Below are 20,141 nucleotides of genomic sequence, written 5' to 3'. Positions count from 1 at the left end.
CGCTCGCGTTACCCCGCCTGGCAGCGCGCCTCGATCCACGCGATGACGGGCTTGACCGTCTCGTCGGAGTTGGATTCGAAGATCAGGCCGTGGCCGTTGCCCTCGATGCCGTGTTCCTTCAGATGCAGCAGCTCGGCGTCCGCCCCGGCTGCCTGCAGGAAGGAGACGACGTCCGGTTCGAAGCCGGCGAAGGGCGAGGCGCTTCCGACGACGACGGCCACCGGCTTGCCCTCCAGGCCGTCAATAGCGAGGGTGTCGGGATCCGCCTCCCGCGCTTCCTCGGCGGTGGCGAATTCCTGGCGGTAGCCGATCGGCGCGGAGGTCAGCCCCCACGAGAGGGTGCCCATGCCCGGCAGCTCCGCGAAGGGCGGGCCGACGGGCTCGACGGCGGCGATCCCCTTGACCAGGTCCGGCCTGGCGTCAGCTGCCAGCCAGCCGGCGGGGCCGCCGGCGGAATGCGTGACCAGGACGGCGGGCCCGATGAGGTCGAGCAGCGCGGCGAGGCGGTCCGCATCCATGGCCTGCGATTCGGCGAGGTCGGCCGGCAGCGGCCCCATTGACGCCGTCAGCTGGTCCAGATGCCAGGAGCCGACCTCGCGGTCGTAGCCCCACTGGGTCTGCGCGCCGGCAGCGTCCTCGGGCAGGAACAGCCCTCCGGCGGCCTCGTACGGGAACGCGCCGCCCATCGGTCCGACGACGTCAGGGTGGTACGGCGAGCGGCCGTGCGCCGGACGGTCAACGATGTAGACGGCGAAGCCGGCCTCGACGAACCGCTGGGCCCAGCCCGGCCGTCCGTCCGGCGTCCCGGTCCAGTCGGTGCCCTGGCCGCCGCCGCCGTGCACCAGCACGAGCGGGTAGGGCCGGGTGACGGTCTCAGGTGCCTCCCACATGACGAACATGGGCCCGCGCTGGACGGTGCCTCCCGGCGTCGCCACTCTCTCCCCGGGCACCCAGAACTGTCCGCGGCGCGAGGTGACCAAAGGTGTATCTGCAAGGTGGGGTGCGGTGGACATTCAGGACTCCTTCGTGGTGAGCGCGCGCAGCAGGCGGCGCATAAGGATGACGGCGTCGACATTGATGTGGTGTTCGGGGTCGTCATAGGTGGTGAGTTCGACGGCGGCGCCCGCCTTGGAGAGTGCGACGGCGGTGGCCTCGATCCGCGGCAGCGGTACCCAGGCGTCCTCCGCGGCAGAGGCGAGGAGGACGGGCACGCCGTCGAGCGCTCCCTCCTCTGGCCAGCCGTGCTCCACCGGACCGAGGTAGCCGCCGGTGTGCAGGACGGCGGCGGCGTAGCGGTCCTGGTGGCGCAGCAGGTACTCGGAGAGCAGGCATGCGCCCTGCGAGAAACCCAGCAGCACGGTCCGCTCCGGGCCGAAGCCCCGGGCACGCAGACCGTCGAGATGGGTGCCGATGGCTTCCAGTGCGTGGTCGAGGTGCGGCTGGTTGTCTTGGATCGGCTGCATGAAGCCGCCGGGGTACCAGGTGCTGCCCGACGCTGCGGGCAACAAGTAGCCGAAGCCGGGCAGCCCGATCCGGTCCGCCAGATCCTGCATGAAGGCGGGGGACTGGCCGCGGCCGTGGACCGCGAGGACGGCGAAGTCGGCATCGTCCAGCGCGGCCCCGTGGAGCACCGGTTCCGGTTCGAGGTGCGGGTTGGGCGTCATGAGAGGGCCGAATGGTCGCCGAGGTGGTGCCAGGTGCGGTTGTGGTAGACCAGCGGGTGCGACTGCCCGGCGGCCCGGGCCTGGTCGTCGGGCACCTTGACCTGGAGCACCTGGACGGCGACGACGGTCGAATCGCCGGCGTCCATCTGGTTCACGATCTTCCCGCGCAGCCACGCGTTGGCCGAGGGAAGGACCGGTTCGCCGGTGACCAGCCGGGTCCAGCTGCCGGCGTCCGCGAAGCGGTCGATCCCGCTGGTGGAGAACGTCTTCGCCAGATCCAGCTGGTCCGCGCCAAGCAAGTGCACGACGACGGTTTCCGCCCTCCTCAGGGCCGGCGCCGAGGAGGAATGCCCGGAGAGCGAGAACACGAGCAGCGGGGGATTGGCGGAGACGGAGAAGACCGAGGTGGCAGTGAGGCCGACGGGGCCGTCCCCGGGGTCCGCGGTGACGATGGAGACGCCGGCCGGGTGGTTGCGGAAGGCCGCCTTGAAGTCGTCCGCCGCGAGCAGCTGGTCGAAGTGTGCGGCCGGGCGGTCCGCGGCCTGGGTGGAGGTGCTGGGCATGAGGGGCTCCTTGAGGTCGCCAGAGATGATCGAAGGCGTGCCGGCCGAAGGCGCCGGCCGGCACGCCGTGGGTGAATGCCTACTGGTCCTTCAGCTCGAGGAAGACCCAGTGGGCGTTGGGTGCCAGCCCGGCCAGGTGGCGGCCGCAGTTCTGCAGGACCACCGGCCCGGAGGTGACGTGCTGGGTGCCGGCATGCATGTCGCGGAAGAAGCGCTGCAGGTCGCCGGAACGCAGCGCCGCGGTGGCGGCCCACTTGTAGACCGTCATAACGACGTCGTGGGCGGACCAGGTGGTGTTGTTCAGCGTCAGCCGGGTCAGGGTTTCCTGCTCGGTAGAGAGCAGCTCGCCCTCGTCCAGGGTCGCCTCGTTGTCCGCCCAGGTTTCCATGACCAGGGCACGCGCCGAGCGGAGTTTGGCTTCGGCCTGCGCGAAGGCCGCGTGGAACTGGTCGGTGTCCACCGAGGCGCCGGGAGCACCCGACTTCTTCTGCGCGAGGTCCTTCATCTCGTCCAGGACGCGGCGTGCGACGCCGAGCGCCCAGCCGGTATGGCAGATGCCGGACATGTTGGCCAGGCCCAGGTGGTAGATCGCGCCGCCGTTCAGGGCATCCATGGTGGACACCTCGTAGACGTAGCTCTCCGGCACGAACACGTCCTCGATGACGTAGTCGATCGAGCCGGTGGCCCTCAGGCCCATTACGTCCCAGTTGTCGATCAGGGTCGCCTGCTCCTTGGGCAGGGTGAACACCAGCGCCTGCCCGGTCTCTTCGCAGAAGGCCGCGGTGTGGATGTGCGTGGCCTGGTGCATGCCCGAGGCGAAGGACCACGACCCGGAAAGCCGGTAGCCGCCGTCGGCCTTCACCGCCTTGCCCAGGCGGGTGCCCTGACCCGCGATGAGGGCGTATTCGTCGCCCCCCGGGAACAGCTCGGCGGTGGCTTCTTCGGGCAGCCACGCCGCGGTGGTGCCGGTGATCATCTGCAGGGCCATGAAGACCCAGCCGGCGGAGGCATCGGCGTAGGAAATTTTCTCGATGGCCTGGATCACCTGTCGGGGCGAGAATTCGTAGCCGCCCAGGCTGCGGGGGATGCCGACCTTGTAGGCGCCGGATTCCTTCAGCGCGGCTTCCACCTCGGGGGTGAGGCGGCCGCCGGCTTCGTTCGCGTCGGCGTTCGCCTTGAGCAACGGTGTGATGGCGTCGAGGCGCTCCATCAGGGCATCGAACTCGTCGCTGACATGCAGCCGCGACGTGGCGAGGGTCTGTTCAGTCATGGTGTTCTCCTTGGTCTGACGGGTGCCTAGACGTCGATGTGCTCGAGCTGTTCGAAGATTTCGCCGCGGCGGTGCTCGAACTGTTCCGGAAGCTGGAAGGCGCTGCCCAGTTCCTGCGGGGACTCGTCGCAGGTCCAGCCGCCGTCCTCGTGGGTGACGGCCAGTTCGAAGAGGGCGCCGCCCGGGGTGCGGACGTAGACGGACTTGAAGTACTTGCGGTCCTTGAGCTCGGAGATGTCGGTATAGCCGGCGCCCTCGATCCCGAACTTGACCTCGTCCTGGTTCTTGAGGGTGTCCAGGTTCCAGGCGAAGTGGTGGTAGGTGCCGGAGCCGTAGTGCCAGGTGCCCTGGTCCTCGCTGATGTTCGCGGTCAGTTCGACGTGGTTGCCGTACTTGGCGTTGCCCACCTGGAACCGGGCGAGGTCGCCTTCTTCGGAGAGGTTGCCCTGGGAGAAGAAGGTGTCATTGGCGAAATCCACCATGCGCTCCGGGGTGGTGACATGGATGCCGACGCCGTGGATGCCGTGGATGGCGTGTTCGGTCGGGACGCCGTTGCCGGCGAAGCCTTCGCGCTCGTCGCCGACGGTGGGGACAAAGACGTATTCGATGCCCGAGGGGTGGCGGAAGGCCAGGCGCCGCTGGTCGAACCGCTCGATGTTCTCGACCTCGACCTTGTGCTCGGTCAGGCGCTTCTGCCAGAAGTCCAGCGAGCCTTCGGGTACGGAGAGAAGTACTTCGCGGGCCTGGTTCGTGCCGCGTTTGCCGTGGAGGCCGGCCTGGGCCCACGGGAAGGTGGTGACGACCGACGAGGGATCTCCGTTGGCATTGGAGTAGTACAGGTGGTAGATCGGCTTGGAGCCGTCGAAGAGCACCGTCCGCTTGATGAAGCGCATGCCCAGGGTCTTGACGTGGAAGTCCACGTCCTCCTGCGCGCCTCCGACTGACAGCGTCACGTGGTGCGAGCCTTCGATGTAAGTCATGGTTGTCTCCTTCGACATGTTCTGAACCCGGGTCTTGCTGACGGGCTTGGCACCAACCGTAGTTGTGATCCGTGCCACTGAAATCACGTGAGAGTGAGCTGCAATGTCGAATGCGTGCAGCGTTGGCGGAGCACAGGGCGCGGGACGGCGCGTGGGGAAAGAGGCAGGCTGGCGGACGGCCGGTGGATGGTGCGGCCGGGCGCCCTGGGCAGGGGAATGGAGTCGGCGGCCGGTTGGACGTCGTCAGGAGAGGGGCGGGATCAGCGGATTCCTGCGCCGGCGCGGTGCCGGAATTCAGCCGGTGTCAGCCCGGTTGCGGCCTTGAAGATCTGGCCGAAGTGCGAGGCGCCCTTGAAGCCCCAGCGGCGGGCGATCGCGGCGGCCGGCACGTGGGTGAGTGCCGGGTCGGCCAGGTCGATGCGGCAGCGCTCCACCCTTCGGTCCCGGATCGATGCCGCGACGCTGGTCCCGCTCTCCTGGAAGAGGCTGTGGAGGTACCGCACCGATATGAAATGCGCGCCGGCGACTTCCTGCGGACCGAGTTCCGGGTCGCCCAAATGCTCGTCGATGTACTCGTGGATACGTCGCAGCAGGGACACGCGGGTCTCTTCGGGGCGTACTGGTGCGGGAGCGCCGGCCTGGCTGGCAAGCATCGCTCCGACCAGGTTCATGACACTGCTGACGGTCGAATAACGGTTGACGTTGGAAACCGAATCGACGGTCTCGCTGAGTGTGCTCAGCAAAGCCCACACCGAGGGAGCCAGGCCTGAATCGGCGTCGAGGCGTGTGGCAGTGAGCTCGTCCAGTGCCTCGCCCGAGGCTGCCACGAGTTTCTTCGGAAACTTCAAGCAGAGCGACCGGTAGTCGTCGCTGCTGGAAACCGACGCCGGCTTGCTGGAGTCGTAGAACGCGAACTGGCCCGGCTTGAGGATGGCCGTCCGGTCATCCTGGGTGAGGCGGAACTCGCCGGAGAGCTGCAGCGTCAGCAGGTATTCCGGGCGCTGACTCTGGTTGATTTTCGAGGCGTCCCGGTAGGCCGCGTGCCGGCCGCACGCCATATTGATGAACTCAAGGTCCGCGAACGGCCTGCTGCTCACCGCTCCGGTGAAGGACTTCGGCTCGTCGAAATCGAAATCGAAGTGCAGCAGGGATCGGGCGACCGTGTCCCGCCAGCCGACGGACGACACGGGCTGGTCCAGTGCAGGACCGCGCGACACGGGTCCTGCTGAGTTGGCTTGAGCCACGCACACTCCCTCCCTGGAATGCCTGGTTGAAACCTCGTGCAGTCCCGCGGGGCCGCGACGCCGGCGGGTTGATGCATTCTAGCGCGTCTCCTGTGCCGGACATCACAAAATGTACGTCCATTGCCGTGGGCGCGGGCTTGGGGCAGCAGCGCCTGGCGGGCAGTGCGCGCATTCGACAGCGTTCTGCAGGCTGTAAGGATCGCAGTGACGCATGCCACTTGTAGGCTCTGAGTGTGCAAGCCATATCCCGGCAGACCGGTAGAAAGGAATCAAGCGTGGTTACATCCCTCATGCTGCCCCGCAACCTGCGCGTGGGCGGAGGCGCCATCGAAGAACTGCCTGACGTTCTGACCCGTCTGGGCGCCGCCAGGCCCCTGCTGGTTACGGATTCCTTCCTCGTCGGCACAGGTCTCGCCGAAAGGCTGCTGGCCGGACTAAGGAACGCGGGCCTGGACGCAGGGCTGTTCGCCGGGACTGTTCCGGATCCCACCACCGACTCGTTGGTTGCCGGCGTACAGGCGGTCCAGGCCCACCGGGCCGATTGCCTGGTCGGCCTCGGCGGCGGTAGCCCGATGGATACAGCCAAGGCGCTCGCGCTGCTCGCCGTCCAGGGCGGAGAAATGCGCGACTACAAGGCTCCCCGGGACAACCGCGGTCCCGCCCTTCCGGTGGTCGCAATTCCAACCACCGCCGGCAGCGGCTCGGAGGCAACCCAGTTCACCATCATCACCGACAGCGCCTCCGACGAGAAAATGCTCTGCACCGGCCAGGCCTTCCTGCCGGCCGCGGCGATCGTCGATTACGAACTGACGGTGTCCATGCCCCCGCGGCTGACGGCGGACACCGGCGTCGACGCCCTGACCCACGCTGTGGAAGCATTTGTCAGCCGGAAGGCGAACGCCTTTTCCGACGGGCTGGCGCTGACCGCAATCAGCACCATCAGCCGCAATATCCGCAGGGTCTATGAGAACGGCGAGGATCGGCAGGCCCGGGAGGCGATGATGTTCGCCGCCACCCAGGCTGGCATCGCGTTTTCGAACTCCAGCGTCGCTTTGGTACACGGCATGAGCCGTCCCATCGGCGCGCACTTCCACCTGGCGCACGGGCTGTCCAACGCTATGCTGTTCCCGGCGGTCACGGCCTTTTCCGTCGGCGGTGCCGAAGCCCGGTACGCCGAATGTGCCCGGTCCTACGGCGTGGCCGGCGAAGCCGATTCGGATGCCTTGGCCGCCGGCAGGCTGGTCGAGGCGCTCGCGGTCCTGTGCAAGGACCTGGACGTCCCGACCCCGCAAACCCTGGGCATCGAGCAGGCCAGGTGGCAGGAGCTGGCCCCGCTGATGGCGCAGCAGGCGCTCGCCTCCGGGTCCCCGGGAAACAACCCGGTCATCCCGACTGCAGAGGAGATCGAGAAGCTGTACGCACAGATCTACAGCTGAGCAGCCGGTCGCACCATGGCTTCCCGGCGCGGACATTGACGACGGCGGATCAGCCTTGGGTGCCGACGGCGGCATCGGCGCGTGCCCGGACCGCGGCCCGGGTGTCGTCGTTGACGAGGTCGGCGTTGACGGCGGCGCCGGCCAGGACACCGGCTCCGGCCGCCGAGGCGACCATGGAGCCGAGGTTGCTGACATTGCCGGCGGCCCAGACGCCGGGGATCTTCGTCTCGCCCATCGGGCCGGCCTCGATGAACCGCCCCAGGGGCATCTCCGCCAGGCTGCCGCCGAGCTGCTCGTACAGGTCGGCCTGCGCCACGAAGCAGGGCGCGACGACGACGGCGTCCAGCTGGTACTCGTTCCCGTCCTCGAGCACAACGGCGCGCAGGGCGTCGTCCTCGCTGCGCAGCCGCTCGACCTTCCCGCGCACCACGTTGATGTCCAGCGCGGCCAGCTGCTCCCACGCGGCGTCCTCCGGCTCGGGCATCGTGTTCAGGAAGAGTGTGACGTCGTCGCTGAGCTGCCGGAACAGGAGCGCCTGATGGATGTTGTGGTCGCTGGTCCCGAGCACGCCGATCCGCCGGCCGCGCACTTCGTAGCCGTGGCAGTACGGGCAGTGCAGCACGCTGCTTCCCCAGTGCTCCCGCACGCCCGGCACATCCGGCAGTTCGTCGATCAGTCCCGTGGCAAGCAGCAGCCGCCGCACGCGGACGGAGGCACCGCCGTCGTACTCCACCTCGAATCCGCCGTCCACGCGGCGCGCGGCGACGGCCCGCCCCTCGCGGAACTCCGCCCCGTACTGCTCGGCCTCGCGCCGACCGGTTGCGGCCAGCTCCAGCGGGGAGATGCCTTCCCGGCCGAGGACGTTGTGCGCGGCGTGCGAGGGTGCGTTGCGCGGCTCGCCCGCATCGATAACGACGACGGAACGCAGCGAGCGTCCGAGGGCGACTGCCGCGCTGAGGCCGGCTGCGCCGCCGCCGATGACGGCGACGTCGTGGGTGAAATCAGTGCTCATGGTGGGCTCCTTGGCTCAGATGGTTTTTCGGGGCAAGTCGTGTTCAGGGACGGCGGGCGGCCCAGGCGGTGCTGCTAACGCGGACCGCCAGGTCGTTGCGGTTGAGCAGGGCGTCCGGATTGTCGGCGTCCAGGAGATGGTCGAGGGTCCGGCGGTCGGCGGCGGAGAGTTCGCCGTCCAGGGCCCGCCGGACGCGGGCCAGGAAGGCATCGGCGTAGCGGCCGGCTGCCTCGCCCGGCCGCGCCTCGGGGGTGAAGCTGCGCTGCGCCGCGATCCGGAAGCCCGCCCGCTCCAGCGGAAGCCGCCAATCCGGGTGCGCGTTCCAACCGGCACGGGCGAGGGCCTCGTGGCAGCGGAGCTCCAGCCCGGGTGCGCCGAGTCCGACGTCGTGGGGCAGGAAGCGGGGCAGGGTGTCCATTTCGATGGCCACCAGCAAACCATTCGACGCCAGCGAGGAAAAGGCGTCTGCCAGAATCCGGTCCGGCCGCGCGACTTCATGCAGCGACGACGCGGCCCAGACCAGGTCGGCTTCCCGGATGCCCGGCCACTCCTCGTCCAGGTCCGCCGGCACCGTGCGGATGCGGCTGGCGAGCCTGTGGCGGGCGGCGGCTTCCCGGACGCGCTCGAGCATGTGCGGGGAATTGTCGACGGCGGTCACCTCGGCCGACGGGAAGCGCCGCGCCAACGCGATGCTGCCGGCCCCGGTGCCGCAGCCCAGATCGACGATGGTCCGCGGGGCTGCCGCGACGAGCTCTGCGGCCCAGGCCGCGATCTCGTCCGAGTAGGTCCCCAGGGCCGCCGCCTCGAGTTCCAGCAGCTCCGCCACGCCGGCCTTGCCGCCGTAGTCCTCGTGACTGTGATCGTGCCGGTGCCCGTGTTGATCCTGCCCGGAAAGGTGATGATGCTGCGTCGTCATGGTTCTACCGTAGGCCGCTCCTGCTCCTTTGGCATACAATCTTGCTCATGACGCAAGAACTTGACCTGGATGCCGTGATCCGCCAGCGGATCCGCGGCCTGCGCCTGGCCCGGGGCTGGTCGCTGGACTCGCTGGCGGCCCGCTGCTTCATCAGCCCGTCCTCGCTCAGCCGGATCGAGACCGGGCACCGCCGGATCGCGCTCGACCAGCTGGTGCCAATCGCCCGCGCCTTGGGCACCACGCTCGATGCGCTCGTCGAGTCCGCCGAGGACGAGGACGTCGTCATCCGGCCCGAGCCCGAGCATGCGAAGGGGCTGACCACCTGGCTCCTGTCCCGCGAGGGCGCGCTGAACGGCATCACCGTGGCGAAGATGCGCATCACGCCGGACCGCGAGACCGAGCAGCCGCAGGTCCATCCCGGCCGCGAGTGGTTCACCGTACTCTCGGGCACCGTCCGCCTGCAGCTGGGGGAGCGGACCATCCTGGTCGAGCCCGGCCAGGCCGCCGAATTCTCCACGATGGTCCCGCACGGCATCGGTGCGCACGCCGGCCCCGTCGAGATCCTGACCATCTTCGACCACGACGGCGACCGCGCCCACCTGCACGGCCCGGACGGCGACCGCGCCAAGCAGCCCGCATCGAAGGACAGGCCGAAGAAGTGATGCGAACGTTAGGCGGGATCCGGAGCGAAGGCGGATGCCGCCGTCGTACATTGGGCAGATGAACCCCCTGAGCCGTTGGGCCGCCGCTGCGGCGCTTGCCGCCATCGCCGTCCTGGCCCTGCTGCTGCGTGAACCGGGCGAGGCGTGGTTGCCAACGATCTTGACCGCCGCAGTGCTGCTGGCTGGCGCGTGGGCGGTCAGCCCGGCCTTCCGCGGTCCGCACACGCCGTGGTCCAGGCTGCGGGAGGAAGCGGCCCGGACCGGCGGGGTGGTGATCTTCTGGCGGCCGGGCTGCATGTACTGCCTGCGGATGATGGCTGTGCTGGGGCCCTCGGGGCGTAAGGCCAGATGGGTCAACATCTGGCGGGATGCCGCCGCCGCGGAATTCGTCCGCCGGCGCAATGGCGGCAACGAGACCGTGCCGACCGTCATCCTCGCCGGAGAGGTGCTGACCAATCCCGCCCCCGGCCTGGTGAAGCAGGCGTTGGCCGCAGGCTAGCAGGGCCCGTCCCCGTCGGAGCGAGCGGCCGGTTCATGCCGCGGGCGGCCGCTTTGGGGGCGGTGCGTCGATGGTAGCTTTGGCAGGAGCGAAAGAGCCGAAGCAAGGGGTTGAACCATGGCAGACCTGCACCTGGCCGGAGAACCGGCGGCCGACGAACTGCTGGGGACCAATCCGTTCGCGCTGCTGACCGGGATGCTGCTCGACCAGCAGATCCCGATGGAAGCGGCCTTCAGCGGTCCGGCCAAGCTGGCCGAGCGGCTCGGCGGGCTGGACCCGCAGCGGGTCGCCGACATGGATCCCGAGGAGTTCCTCGAGGCGTTCCGGCAGAAGCCCGCCGTGCACCGGTTCCCCAAGTCCATGGCCGGCCGCGTGCAGGACCTCGCGCGCGCCATCGTCCACGATTACGACGGCGACACGTCCCGGATCTGGACCACGGGGGACCCGGACGGGGCCGAGGTCCTCACGCGCCTGAAGGCGCTGCCCGGCTTCGGCGAGCAGAAGGCCAAGATCTTCCTCGCGCTGCTGGGCAAGCAGTTCGGACTCCAAGCCGCCGGCTGGCGGGAGGCCGCGGGGGATTACGGGCGCGAGGGCGTCACCATGTCCATCGCCGACGTCAGGGATTCCGACTCGCTGCTGGCCGTGCGCGCGTACAAGCAGGAGCAGAAGGCCAAGAAGAAGCAGTGAGCGATTCCGGAATACTGGACCAGCGAGGTTCCGAGGGAACGGACGGCCGGAGCCTCCGGGGGAAGGCGCCGCGCCAGTCCCTCCGCGAAGTCCAGAAGCAGCTGACGCGCGAACGGCTGATCGAGGCGGCGCAGGAGGAATTCCGCAGCCGCGGCTACAACGAGACGACCGCTGAGAACATCGCCAAGGCCGCCGGCGCGAGCAGGGCCACGTTCTACGTGTACTTCCGGAGCAAGGCCGAGGTGGTTGCCGAGCTCATGCTGCGTGGCGAGGAAGGCGTCCTGGCCGCGTACCGGAGCCTGGATGCCCTTGAGGATCCGGACCTGGGCGCGATCATGGACTGGCTGGACGGCACCATCGAGCTGTGGCGGGAGCGGGCCAGCGATTTCAACACCATGGAGCAGGCTCTGGCCAACGACGAGCTCGTTACCGAGACCTGGATCAAGGTGCTGGGCAACAGCTACAAAGTCATGCCGAGGATTTTTTCGCGGTTTCCGGATCCCGACGAGCATGAACATGCCCGGCTCCATTTGCTCACGCTGCAGATGGCGCTGGATCGCACACTCTTCTTCGCCGTCATCCGCCAGCGGCCCGTCGATATGAAGATCCTCAAGGAAGTGCTCGCGGCCCAGTGGCTGGAGTTTGTCCGCCGCGGCACGTAGCAGGAGAAGATCCGGGCCGAGGAATTCCTCCCGGACATATGGCGTCCGGAAGGAACCCAAGCCGGGAGCCGCGCCAAGGCCGGGAGTCCCTGGAGGGGCTCCCGGCCTACGTGCCTTCCCGGCGCCGGTCAGCGGCTGGTTTGTGGTTAGTCAGCGGCTGGTCAGTGGCTCGCTACCTCGGTCAGGCGCACGCTCTTGGAGAGGGAGAACGCCGCGGCAATGGCGATGACGCAGACGATCGCCGCGGTGAGGAAGCCGAGGCTGTAGTTCCCGGCTGGCGGCAGCGGCGCCGCGGGCGTTGTGTTCAGGCTGATGATCGCGGCGTAGATGGCCGTTCCGATGGAGGATGCGGACAGCGCGATCCCGACGTAGATGGAGGCGGTGCCCGCGCCCTTACCCTCCGGGGCTTCCGCGGCGATGATCGAGATAGCGATGGTCAGCACCGTGGTGTAGGCGACGCCGTAGAACAGGATGCCGACGATGACGGCCCACAGCTGGGTGTGCATGAAGTACAGCCAGATGAAGGAGAGCATCAGCAGGAAGGCGCCGGCGGCCAGCGGTGCGCGCGGCGGGACCTGGTGCAGCAGGCGGGGGATGAAGACCGAGACGACGATGCCCGCGACGGTCATCGGGATGAACAGGAACCCGGCCGTCAGCGGGTTCAGGCCGAAGCCGTAGCCGGCCAGCTGCGGCGGGGTCATGGCCAGGCCCATGACGAAGTTAAACAGCATGATGCCGGCGATGCCCAGCGAGATGAAGACCAGGTAGGCCGGCAGCAGGCGGGTGCTCAGCAGGAGGCTGATGTCGACCAGCGGCTGCTTGCTCCGGGACTCGGCGATCAGCGCCAGCACCAGTCCGGCAACACCGGCGATGACCCAGGTCAGGGTTGCGGCGGAGAAGAGGCCCCAGGCGGAGCTCTGGCTGATGCCGATGCAGATGGCGGTGAGCGCGAAGCCAAGGAGGACGACGCCGGTCACGTCCAGGCGCTGCTGACGGCCGCGGTTGCGCAGGACGGCGTCCGAGTCGGAGCCCCAGAGCAGCATGCCGACGAGGCTGAGGACGGTCAGGACGGCGCCGATCCAGAAGGTGGTGCGCCATGTGGCGCCCAGGACGACCATGAGCCCGCCCAGGCCGAAGCCGAAGGTCACGCCGATGGCCTGGCCGCCAGCGATGATGCCGATCGCCTTCTTGCGGTCGAAGTTGCTGAGCCTGTCGTTCATGATGCCGACAACTAGCGCCTGTCCGGCCATGATGCCCGTGAGCGCGCGCCCGATGACCAGGACGGCAAAGGTGGAGGCAACGGCGGAAATAACGTAGCCCGCCAGGATGCCGAGGATGCAGAGGATCATCACCTTGCGGTGGCCGAACAGGTCACCCGCCTTGGAGAGCAGCGGAATCGACGCCGCTCCCATCAGCAGCGTGGACAGCAGCGCCCAGGAAACCTGGGCGGGAGTCAGCCCCAGTTCCAGGCTCATCGACTGGTAGAGCGGAATCGCCATCATGGCGCCGATCTCGTTGAGCATCTGCAGGCCGGAAAAGGTGATGGCCATCAGCATGCCCGCACGCTTCCAGGGCAGGGTGCCCCGGGTCAGCGGCAGGTCCGCCGTGGCGCTCGGAGTGAAGGGAGCAGTCATGGTTCTCCTACAGGAATGGCCCCGCAGGGCCGCGAAGATGCCGGCGCGGGAAGCGGCTGCGCTGATCGGGCAGGGGTGCCGGCATGGAAAGCAAACAGGACTAACACGGAAAAGGGTGTGACGCGCCTCATAAGGAGCTGAAGCGAGAACAGCATATCGCTGGACATACGTCTGGCAATAGGACAGCCGCATTCTTTTTAACTATGGGTCCGGGTTTTGACTAGACACATGTCTTGTGAACTGCAACACTAGTGTCCACGATCACAACCCAAGCCCGCTCCGTAGGGCGGCCAACAAGAAGGACAGGCTATGAATCTCGAAGGCAAAGTGGCGTTCATTACCGGCGCAGCATCCGGAATCGGCCTGGCCACCGCCCGGGCCTTCGCCGCTGCCGGAGCACGGGTAGCCGGCGCGGATCTCTCCGAGGCTTCGCTGGCCAAGGAGTTCGCCGCCATTGAAGGCTCCCTCCCCGTCGCGCTGGACGTCACCGACAGCGCCGCCGTCAATGACGCCTTCGCGAAGCTGGACGCCGAGTTCGGCCGCCTCGATGCCGTGATCAACGCAGCAGGGGTCAACGCGCCGAATAAAGCGGCTAACGACAAGCTGGTGGAGTCCAACGTGCGTTCCTTCCGGGCGGCGCAGTCCGGCGAGGAGTATTTCCCGGACTTCCTAGGCGACATCTCCGATGAGGACTTCCGCCGCGTGCTTGAGATCAACCTCTTCGGCCCCTTCTACGTCATGCGGGCCGCGGCTCCGCTGCTCAAGCGCACCGGCGGCGGCGCGATCGTCAATGTGTCCAGCTCCGCGGCCCTGATCGGCGTTCCGATGCCGCTGTATTACCCGGCGTCGAAGGCCGGCGTGCTGGGCATGACCCGCGGCGCGGCCGCCGAGCTCGCCCCGTTCAACATCCGCGTCAACGCGATCGCCCCGGGCGCAGTGGACACCCCGCTCTTCCGCCAGCAGCCGGAGGAGATCACCGGCATGCTGATCGGCATGCAGCCGATCAAGCGCCCCGCAAGGCCGGAGGAAATCGCCGAAACACTGCTCTTCCTGGCCAGCGACTCCGGCGCCTACTACACCGGCCAGACCCTCGAGCCCTCGGGCGGCCTGCACATGTAGTAGGCCTGCGCCCCAAAGCACCTCTGCGCCACTGCAACGTACGACGGCGGCGGCGCACCGCCGTCGTACGTCCCGCCTTCCCCCACCCCAGACTTCCGCGACCCACAGGAGAAGACTCCATGAGCCACGACTTGAATCCCGAGACCCTCGAACTGCTCGAGACCACCATCCGCAACGACATCGGCGCCGGAGACTACGACGGCGCGCGCGTCATCGTCGCCCGGCACGGCGAAGTGGCGCTGGACGCCACGCTCGGTTGGGCGGACCGGGCGGGGCAGCGCGAAATGCGCGAAGACAGCATCTTCCGGGTGCTGTCCCTGACCAAGGCGTTCACCAATGCGCTGGTCTACCAGGCCCTCGGCGAGGGAAAGCTGGCCCTGAGCACCCGGGTTGTGGACGTCATCCCGGAGTTCTTCGGCCCCTCGCGCTTCCGCGCCCTGCGCAAGGACCGGGTCAACCTGGCGCACCTGCTGACGCACCGCTCCGGCATGCCGGCCACGCCCGAGCCGCTGCCCACCGAAGAACTGGGCAACCTCGCCAAGACGATCGAGGCGATCTGCAACCTGGACGTCATCCACGAGCCCGGCTCCAACCTGACCTACTCGCCGGCCGTCAACCACGCGCTGATGGGCGAAATGCTGCGCCGCGTCTACGGGGCGGACTCGTTCCGGGACCTGGCCGAGAAGAACCTGTTCGGACCGCTCGGGCTGAAGGACACCCGCTTCGGCCCGCTGGAGGAGTGGCAGGAGCGGATCGTGCCGCTCAAGGCGTACATTCCGGACAGCGGCTGGCTCTCCGCCCGGGACGTCGAGATCCTCAACGAGGTGGTGGACGAGGAAGCCGAGATGCCGTGGGTCGGTTCGGTCAGCACCGCGGCCGACGTCTTCGCCTTTGCGGAGATGATCCGGCGCAAGGGCGAGTCCGGCGGCCGGCAGCTGATCGCGCCGGCGGTCCTGGACGCGGCCACCACGCTGCAGACCGGCGACATGACCAATGACCTGTACGCCATGATCGCCCGTGCCCGAGGCTGGGAGGAGCCCAAGGGCAACTTCGGCCTGGGCTTCTCGCTCAGCGGCACCGGCACGCACGCGTCCTTCTTCGGCCCGTTCACCAGCCCCCGGACCCACGGTAACTACGGCGCCGGATCCACCCTGTTCTGGATCGACCCGGAGCGGGACATGACCTTCGTCTGCCTCACCGCCGGCGTCATGGACGAGGGCGACAACGTCCTGCGCTTCCAGAAGCTTTCCACCATCGCCGCCTCCGCGGCCCTCTGATTGGAACCCTCATGAGCACCGAGACCACCCAGGTCCGCGAACGCGGCCCGCTGGCCCCCGACTTCGACCCGATGGGCGACGACTACTACCGCGACCCGGCACGCCACTTCGCCGACGTGCGCGGCGACTCGCCCACCTTCTTCTTCCCGTACCTGAACGCCTGGATCGTTACCCGGCGGGCCGACGCCGAGATGATCCTGCCGGACTGGCAGAAGTTCTCGAGCGCCTCCAACGCCGGCCTGATCACCGTGCCGGAGAAGCATGCCGAGACCATGCCCGCGGAGCTGATTTCGCGGATCCTGGTCGGCTCGGATCCGCAGGGGCACACGATTGCCCGGCGCGTGGCGCAGAAGGCGTTCCTGCAGCCCCGGATGGATGCACTGCAGCCCGAGATCGAGGCCCGCGCCCACCGGATCATCGACCGCATCGAGGCCGACGGCGGCGGGAACCTGATGGACGCCTACTGCCTGGAGCTGACCACCCAGACACTGATGGCGCTGATGGATCTGTCGGCCGAGCTGGAACCGATGATGCGCCAGCTGCGCGACGACTTCTTCCAGGTGCTGGCCAGTGCGCAGGAGCCGCTGCCGGAACCGCGCCGCACCGAGGTGTGGGACCGCTACGTCGCCGCCCAGCTGGTGCTGCGGGACATTGTGCGCGAACGGCGGGAGAGCGCGGCCGACGACCTGATCTCCGTCATGGCCCGCGACAAGGGCCGGGACGGCAACTACTCGCTCTCCGAGGCACAGATCGCCCTGCACCTGGGCGAGTTCTCCGCGGCAGGCACGGACACCACGGCCCAGGCCATGGCCAACGCCGTGATCTTCCTGACCGAGAACCCCGCGGTGCTTGAGAATGCCAAGGCTGACGGGCTGTGGCAGCGGGTCTTCGACGAGACCGTCCGCCGCCGGCCGTCCTCCACCTTCGCCTCCCGCCGCGCCAACGTGGACGTGACCATCGGCGGGGCCGACATCAAGGCCGGCGACATGATCTGGATCGCGCTGTCCGCGGTAAACACCGACCCCGAGTACTACGACCGGCCCTTCGAGTTCGATATCCACCGCGAGGACCCGCGCGACCACCTGGCCTTTACCAAGGGACGGCACACCTGCCTCGGCCAGCCGCTGGCCCGGGTGCAGGGGTCGACCGGACTGCACGTCCTGTACGAGCGCCTGCCGAGCCTGCGCCCGGCGAAGGACTGGGGACTCGACTTCATCCGGATGGCGCTGCTGCCGGTGCGCCGCAGCCTGGACGTGGAGTGGGATGTCGCGGCCGCAGCGCCGCAGCACGCCGTCGAACTCCCCGCCGATCCCGCGGCGACGCTGGAGCTTCGGGTCAGCGAATGCCGGCAGGAATCCGAGGGCGTGCTTTCCCTGACCCTCGAGGACCCGGCCGGGGCGCCGCTGCCCGCGTGGACTCCCGGGTCGCACATCGACGTCCATGTCGGTGGCTTCGTCCGGCAGTACTCGCTGTGCACCCCGGGCGGGAACCAGGAGGCCTGGCGCGTCGGCGTGCTGAAGGAAGAGGCCGGCCGCGGCGGTTCGCGGGCCATCCACGAGACTGTCCGCGCTGGCGGGACGGTGACGGTCAGCCAGCCGCGGAACAACTTCGTCCTCCAGCCCGCGGGGCGGTACGTCTTCATCGCCGGCGGTATCGGGATTACGCCGATCCTGGCCATGGTCGAGCAGGCGGAGCGCGAGGGCGCGGAGTGGACCTTGGTCTACGGCGGCCGGTCCCGTTCCACGATGGCCTTCCTCGACGAGCTCGAAGGCTACGGGGACCGGGTGCGCTTCGTCCCCGAGGACACGGACGGACGCGTTGACTTCGGCGCCTACCTGGCCGAGGTGCGGCCGGACACGCTGATCTACTGCTGCGGTCCCGAACCGCTGCTGAACGTCGTGGAAAAGGCGTCCTCCCACTGGCCGTCCGGGAGCCTCCATGTGGAGCGCTTCGTCGCGAAGGACATCGACACGACCGGGGACGTGGCGTTCGAGGTCGAGTTCGTAGACAGCGGCGTCACGCTGACCGTACCGGCGGACAAGTCCATCCTCGAAGTCGCCGAGGCCGCAGGACTGCCGGCGCTCTCCTCCTGCAACGAGGGAACGTGCGGGACCTGCGAGACCCCGGTCATTTCCGGCCGGCCCGACCACCGCGACTCCATCCTGACGGACGACGAGAAGGAGAGCAGCGAAAGCATGTTCATCTGCGTCTCGCGCTCCCAGGGCGGCTGCCCGCTGAAGCTCGCTCTCTAGGCATTTATGCCTGAGGCAGGCGGTCGCTTCGGCTCTCCCGGGCTAGGGCGACCGCTTCGCTCGGGGACCGAGCAGGACCTCGACGAACTTGGATGCCACCTCGGTCAGCGCCCGCTGCGAGCTCCACATTGCAACGACGTGCAGCGGCGGCAGGGGCGGGTCGACGTGCCGGGTGACGACTGTGGTCTTGGCGATCTGCTGGATTTCGGGCGGCATGATGCTGATGCCCATGTCCGCAGCCACCAGCGGCAACGTCGTCTGCAGGCTCGTCACCGACTTCATGCGGGGCAGGGACAGCCCCTGCTCCAGCCAGTAGTCGACCATCAGTTCGGTGATGCCCGGCACCCGGATGGTCGGCGCGGGCAGAAGCCAGGTCTCCTCCATCAGGTCCGCGAGGCCTACGGATTTGGGGGAGTCCTTGAACCGGTTCGGCAGCACGGCGGACAGCGAGAGCTTCGAGATGGGCTCGATCACCATGTCCTCCTGGTACATCGTGCGCAGCTTGGCGGGGGCTCCGGTTGCGACGATGGCGATATCGAGGCTCCCCGAACGGATGCCTTCGATGACGGTCGCCGACTGGACGTCGGTGAGGGTGACATCGGCATTGGGGGAGAGGTCGCCGAAGCGCGCCAGGACTCGGGGCAGATACGCCCAGGCAAACGGCAGGATGACGGCGAGGTGAAGGCTGCCGCTCAGCCCTTTGCCCTGTCGGCTCAGTTCCCGCGCAAGCTGGTCCGTCTCGTCGACCAGCCGGGTGCCCTTCTGCAGCAGCAGTTCGCCCGCCCTGGTCGGGACGATGCCTCGCGCCGTGCGCTCGAGCAGCTTGACGCCCAGTTCATCCTCCAGGTTCTTGAGCGCTGCGCTCAAGGGCGGCTGTGTCATTTGCAGCACCTTGGCCGCCTTCGAGATCGACCCTTGGCGGCTGATCTCCAGGAAGTAGCGAATGTGGCGAATATCCATACTTTGAGTGTATGTCTAACCCGCTCGGTTTGTTGTAAAAGTATGGCTGTGTCGCCTGCGTCACCTTAGGGTGGTCTCAAATCAGTGACAGCTATCACACGACAAGAGCAAGGAGGCTGCATCGTGACCATCGAAGCCAACCCCCGGATTCAGGACGACTGGAACCCGATTGAGGTGACCGACTACCCCTCCGAATACGACCGGCTGCGGGCGGAGCGTCCGCTGGCTTTCACCAGCGACTACGACGGCTTCTACGACTTCACGCGCTACGCGGACGTGCAGAAGGGCTCCCGCGACTGGCGGACCTACGCGAGCGGGCAGCCGTTCCTGGAGTTTCCGGAGTTCATGCGGTCCATCCCAATCCAGGAGAACCCGCCGACCCACACGTTCTTCCGCAAGTTCCTGGCGCAGTACTTCACCCCGCAGCGGGTGGCCATGCTTGTGCCCGACATCGAAGATATCGTGGCCCGCAGCCTTGATCCCCTGATCGAAGCGGGAGGGGGCGACATGATCGAGGAATTCGGAACGATCGTGCCGCAGCAGGTGTTGGCCAAGTTCATGCTCCTGCCCGACGATGCCTGGAAGACCATGGCCGCCAGCCTTGCGAAGGCGGACGCCGTCCGGCACGACGTCGAGGCCCTGCGCGAGGTCAACAAGAACCTGTGGAATCCGACGGTCGAGGCGCTCATCGAGGACCGCCGCGCCAACCCGCAGGACCCTGCCATCGACATCATGACCGGCGTGCTGGAGCTGGAGCCCGAGGGCCGGCCGGTGACGCACGAAGAGGCGGTCGCCATCGGCGTGCAGATCTTTTCCGCCGGAGCCGACACGACGACCGCGGCCATCGGTTCCATCATGTCCTACCTCGGCAGCCATCCGGAGGCGCAGGACGAGCTGCGCCGCAAGCCGGAGCTCATTGAGTCAGCCGTAGAAGAGCTGCTGCGGCTGGCGCCGCCGCTGCACCACACGGGCCGCAAGGCCACCAAGGACGTCGAGGCCTACGGCATCACGATTCCGCAGGGCTCGAAGGTGGGGCTGAACGTGTACTCCGCCAACCGCGACGAGGACAAGTTTGAGCAGGGGAACGAATACCGCGCGGACCGTTCCCCGAACCCGCACCTGACCTTCGGCCACGGGCCGCACCAGTGCATGGGCGCGCCCATTGCCCGGGCAGAGCTGCAGACGATGCTGGCGCAAATCCTGGCCAAGACCAGCAACTTCGAACTGGCCGCCGAACCGGTGTCCAACGGCCGGCCGCTCCGGACCGGGTGGAGCCACGTCCGCGTTCGTTTCGAGAAGTAAGG

At 68.0% G+C, this 20,141-nt stretch carries 19 protein-coding genes; 9 read left to right on the top strand and 10 right to left on the bottom strand.

The genetic code is table 11. The annotated features are described in order from the left end of the window. Positions 1-8: 8 nt before the first annotated feature. From OC550_RS03390 to OC550_RS03365, 6 genes are all read right to left on the bottom strand, one after another. Positions 9-1,013 (bottom strand): alpha/beta hydrolase, encoded by a 1,005-nt coding sequence (locus OC550_RS03390; RefSeq protein WP_262103897.1) that lies wholly within the window; start codon positions 1,011-1,013, stop codon positions 9-11. Next, complete coding sequence (locus OC550_RS03385) at positions 1,014-1,664, bottom strand: alpha/beta hydrolase (protein WP_262103896.1); 651 nt, start codon at positions 1,662-1,664, stop codon at positions 1,014-1,016. Beyond that, entirely contained in the window at positions 1,661-2,227 is a 567-nt protein-coding gene (locus tag OC550_RS03380; protein ID WP_262103895.1) for a flavin reductase family protein, read from the bottom strand. Before OC550_RS03380 ends, OC550_RS03385 begins: the two co-directional genes overlap by 4 nt. 79 nt (positions 2,228-2,306) lie before the next feature. Beyond that, positions 2,307-3,497, bottom strand: a complete 1,191-nt coding sequence (locus OC550_RS03375) for an acyl-CoA dehydrogenase family protein (RefSeq protein WP_262103894.1) — start codon at positions 3,495-3,497, stop codon at positions 2,307-2,309. 26 nt (positions 3,498-3,523) lie between these two features. After that, positions 3,524-4,477, bottom strand: coding sequence for a VOC family protein (locus OC550_RS03370; RefSeq protein WP_262103893.1), 954 nt, complete (start codon positions 4,475-4,477; stop codon positions 3,524-3,526). A gap of 260 nt (positions 4,478-4,737) precedes the next feature. After that, on the bottom strand, positions 4,738-5,721 hold the full coding sequence (locus OC550_RS03365) for a helix-turn-helix domain-containing protein (protein WP_262103892.1): 984 nt from the start codon (positions 5,719-5,721) through the stop codon (positions 4,738-4,740). A 275-nt stretch (positions 5,722-5,996) separates the two neighbouring features. Between OC550_RS03365 and OC550_RS03360 the strand changes: the two genes are divergently transcribed. Then, a complete protein-coding gene (locus OC550_RS03360) occupies positions 5,997-7,157 on the top strand; it encodes an iron-containing alcohol dehydrogenase (RefSeq protein ID WP_262103891.1) in 1,161 nt (386 codons plus the stop codon). A gap of 49 nt (positions 7,158-7,206) precedes the next feature. On the opposite strand, the gene OC550_RS03355 is transcribed toward OC550_RS03360, so the two are convergent. After that, a complete protein-coding gene (locus tag OC550_RS03355; RefSeq protein ID WP_262103890.1) occupies positions 7,207-8,169 on the bottom strand; it encodes an NAD(P)/FAD-dependent oxidoreductase in 963 nt (320 codons plus the stop codon). Between the two features lie 43 nt (positions 8,170-8,212). Beyond that, on the bottom strand, positions 8,213-9,085 hold the full coding sequence (locus tag OC550_RS03350; RefSeq protein ID WP_262103889.1) for a trans-aconitate 2-methyltransferase: 873 nt from the start codon (positions 9,083-9,085) through the stop codon (positions 8,213-8,215). Positions 9,086-9,132: 47 nt separating this feature from the next. On the opposite strand from OC550_RS03350, the gene OC550_RS03345 reads away from it, so the two are divergent. The 4 genes from OC550_RS03345 (at position 9,133) to OC550_RS03330 (ending at position 11,595) form a co-directional block, all read left to right on the top strand. Next, complete coding sequence (locus OC550_RS03345) at positions 9,133-9,747, top strand: helix-turn-helix domain-containing protein (protein ID WP_262103888.1); 615 nt, start codon at positions 9,133-9,135, stop codon at positions 9,745-9,747. 58 nt (positions 9,748-9,805) lie between these two features. Beyond that, on the top strand, positions 9,806-10,246 hold the full coding sequence (locus OC550_RS03340; RefSeq protein WP_262103887.1) for a glutaredoxin domain-containing protein: 441 nt from the start codon (positions 9,806-9,808) through the stop codon (positions 10,244-10,246). A gap of 117 nt (positions 10,247-10,363) precedes the next feature. Next, a complete protein-coding gene (locus OC550_RS03335) occupies positions 10,364-10,933 on the top strand; it encodes an HhH-GPD-type base excision DNA repair protein (protein ID WP_262103886.1) in 570 nt (189 codons plus the stop codon). After that, positions 10,930-11,595: a TetR/AcrR family transcriptional regulator gene (locus OC550_RS03330; protein ID WP_262103885.1), complete on the top strand. Its 666-nt coding sequence runs from the start codon at positions 10,930-10,932 to the stop codon at positions 11,593-11,595. Before OC550_RS03335 ends, OC550_RS03330 begins: the two co-directional genes overlap by 4 nt. A 161-nt stretch (positions 11,596-11,756) precedes the next feature. On the opposite strand, the gene OC550_RS03325 is transcribed toward OC550_RS03330, so the two are convergent. Further along, the gene (locus OC550_RS03325; protein ID WP_262103884.1) at positions 11,757-13,229 is read right to left on the bottom strand and encodes an MFS transporter; all 1,473 of its coding nucleotides are present in this window, start codon (positions 13,227-13,229) and stop codon (positions 11,757-11,759) included. A gap of 309 nt (positions 13,230-13,538) precedes the next feature. Here OC550_RS03325 and OC550_RS03320 point away from each other — a divergent pair, with 309 nt between their 5' ends. From OC550_RS03320 to OC550_RS03310, 3 genes are all read left to right on the top strand, one after another. Continuing rightward, positions 13,539-14,348 (top strand): SDR family NAD(P)-dependent oxidoreductase, encoded by an 810-nt coding sequence (locus OC550_RS03320; protein WP_262103883.1) that lies wholly within the window; start codon positions 13,539-13,541, stop codon positions 14,346-14,348. A gap of 119 nt (positions 14,349-14,467) precedes the next feature. Further along, positions 14,468-15,625, top strand: coding sequence for a serine hydrolase (locus OC550_RS03315; protein ID WP_262103882.1), 1,158 nt, complete (start codon positions 14,468-14,470; stop codon positions 15,623-15,625). A gap of 11 nt (positions 15,626-15,636) precedes the next feature. Continuing rightward, positions 15,637-17,877 (top strand): cytochrome P450/oxidoreductase, encoded by a 2,241-nt coding sequence (locus OC550_RS03310; RefSeq protein WP_262103881.1) that lies wholly within the window; start codon positions 15,637-15,639, stop codon positions 17,875-17,877. A 42-nt stretch (positions 17,878-17,919) separates the two neighbouring features. On the opposite strand, the gene OC550_RS03305 is transcribed toward OC550_RS03310, so the two are convergent. Beyond that, complete coding sequence (locus tag OC550_RS03305) at positions 17,920-18,837, bottom strand: LysR family transcriptional regulator (protein WP_262103880.1); 918 nt, start codon at positions 18,835-18,837, stop codon at positions 17,920-17,922. Between the two features lie 123 nt (positions 18,838-18,960). Here OC550_RS03305 and OC550_RS03300 point away from each other — a divergent pair, with 123 nt between their 5' ends. Next, positions 18,961-20,139, top strand: a complete 1,179-nt coding sequence (locus OC550_RS03300) for a cytochrome P450 (RefSeq protein WP_262103879.1) — start codon at positions 18,961-18,963, stop codon at positions 20,137-20,139. Positions 20,140-20,141: the final 2 nt, after the last annotated feature.

It is taken from the genome of Arthrobacter sp. Marseille-P9274, assembly GCF_946892675.1.
Taxonomy (GTDB): domain Bacteria; phylum Actinomycetota; class Actinomycetes; order Actinomycetales; family Micrococcaceae; genus Crystallibacter.
Note: the sequence above shows the minus strand (reverse complement) of the source record. Positions and strands in the feature narration are given on the sequence as shown.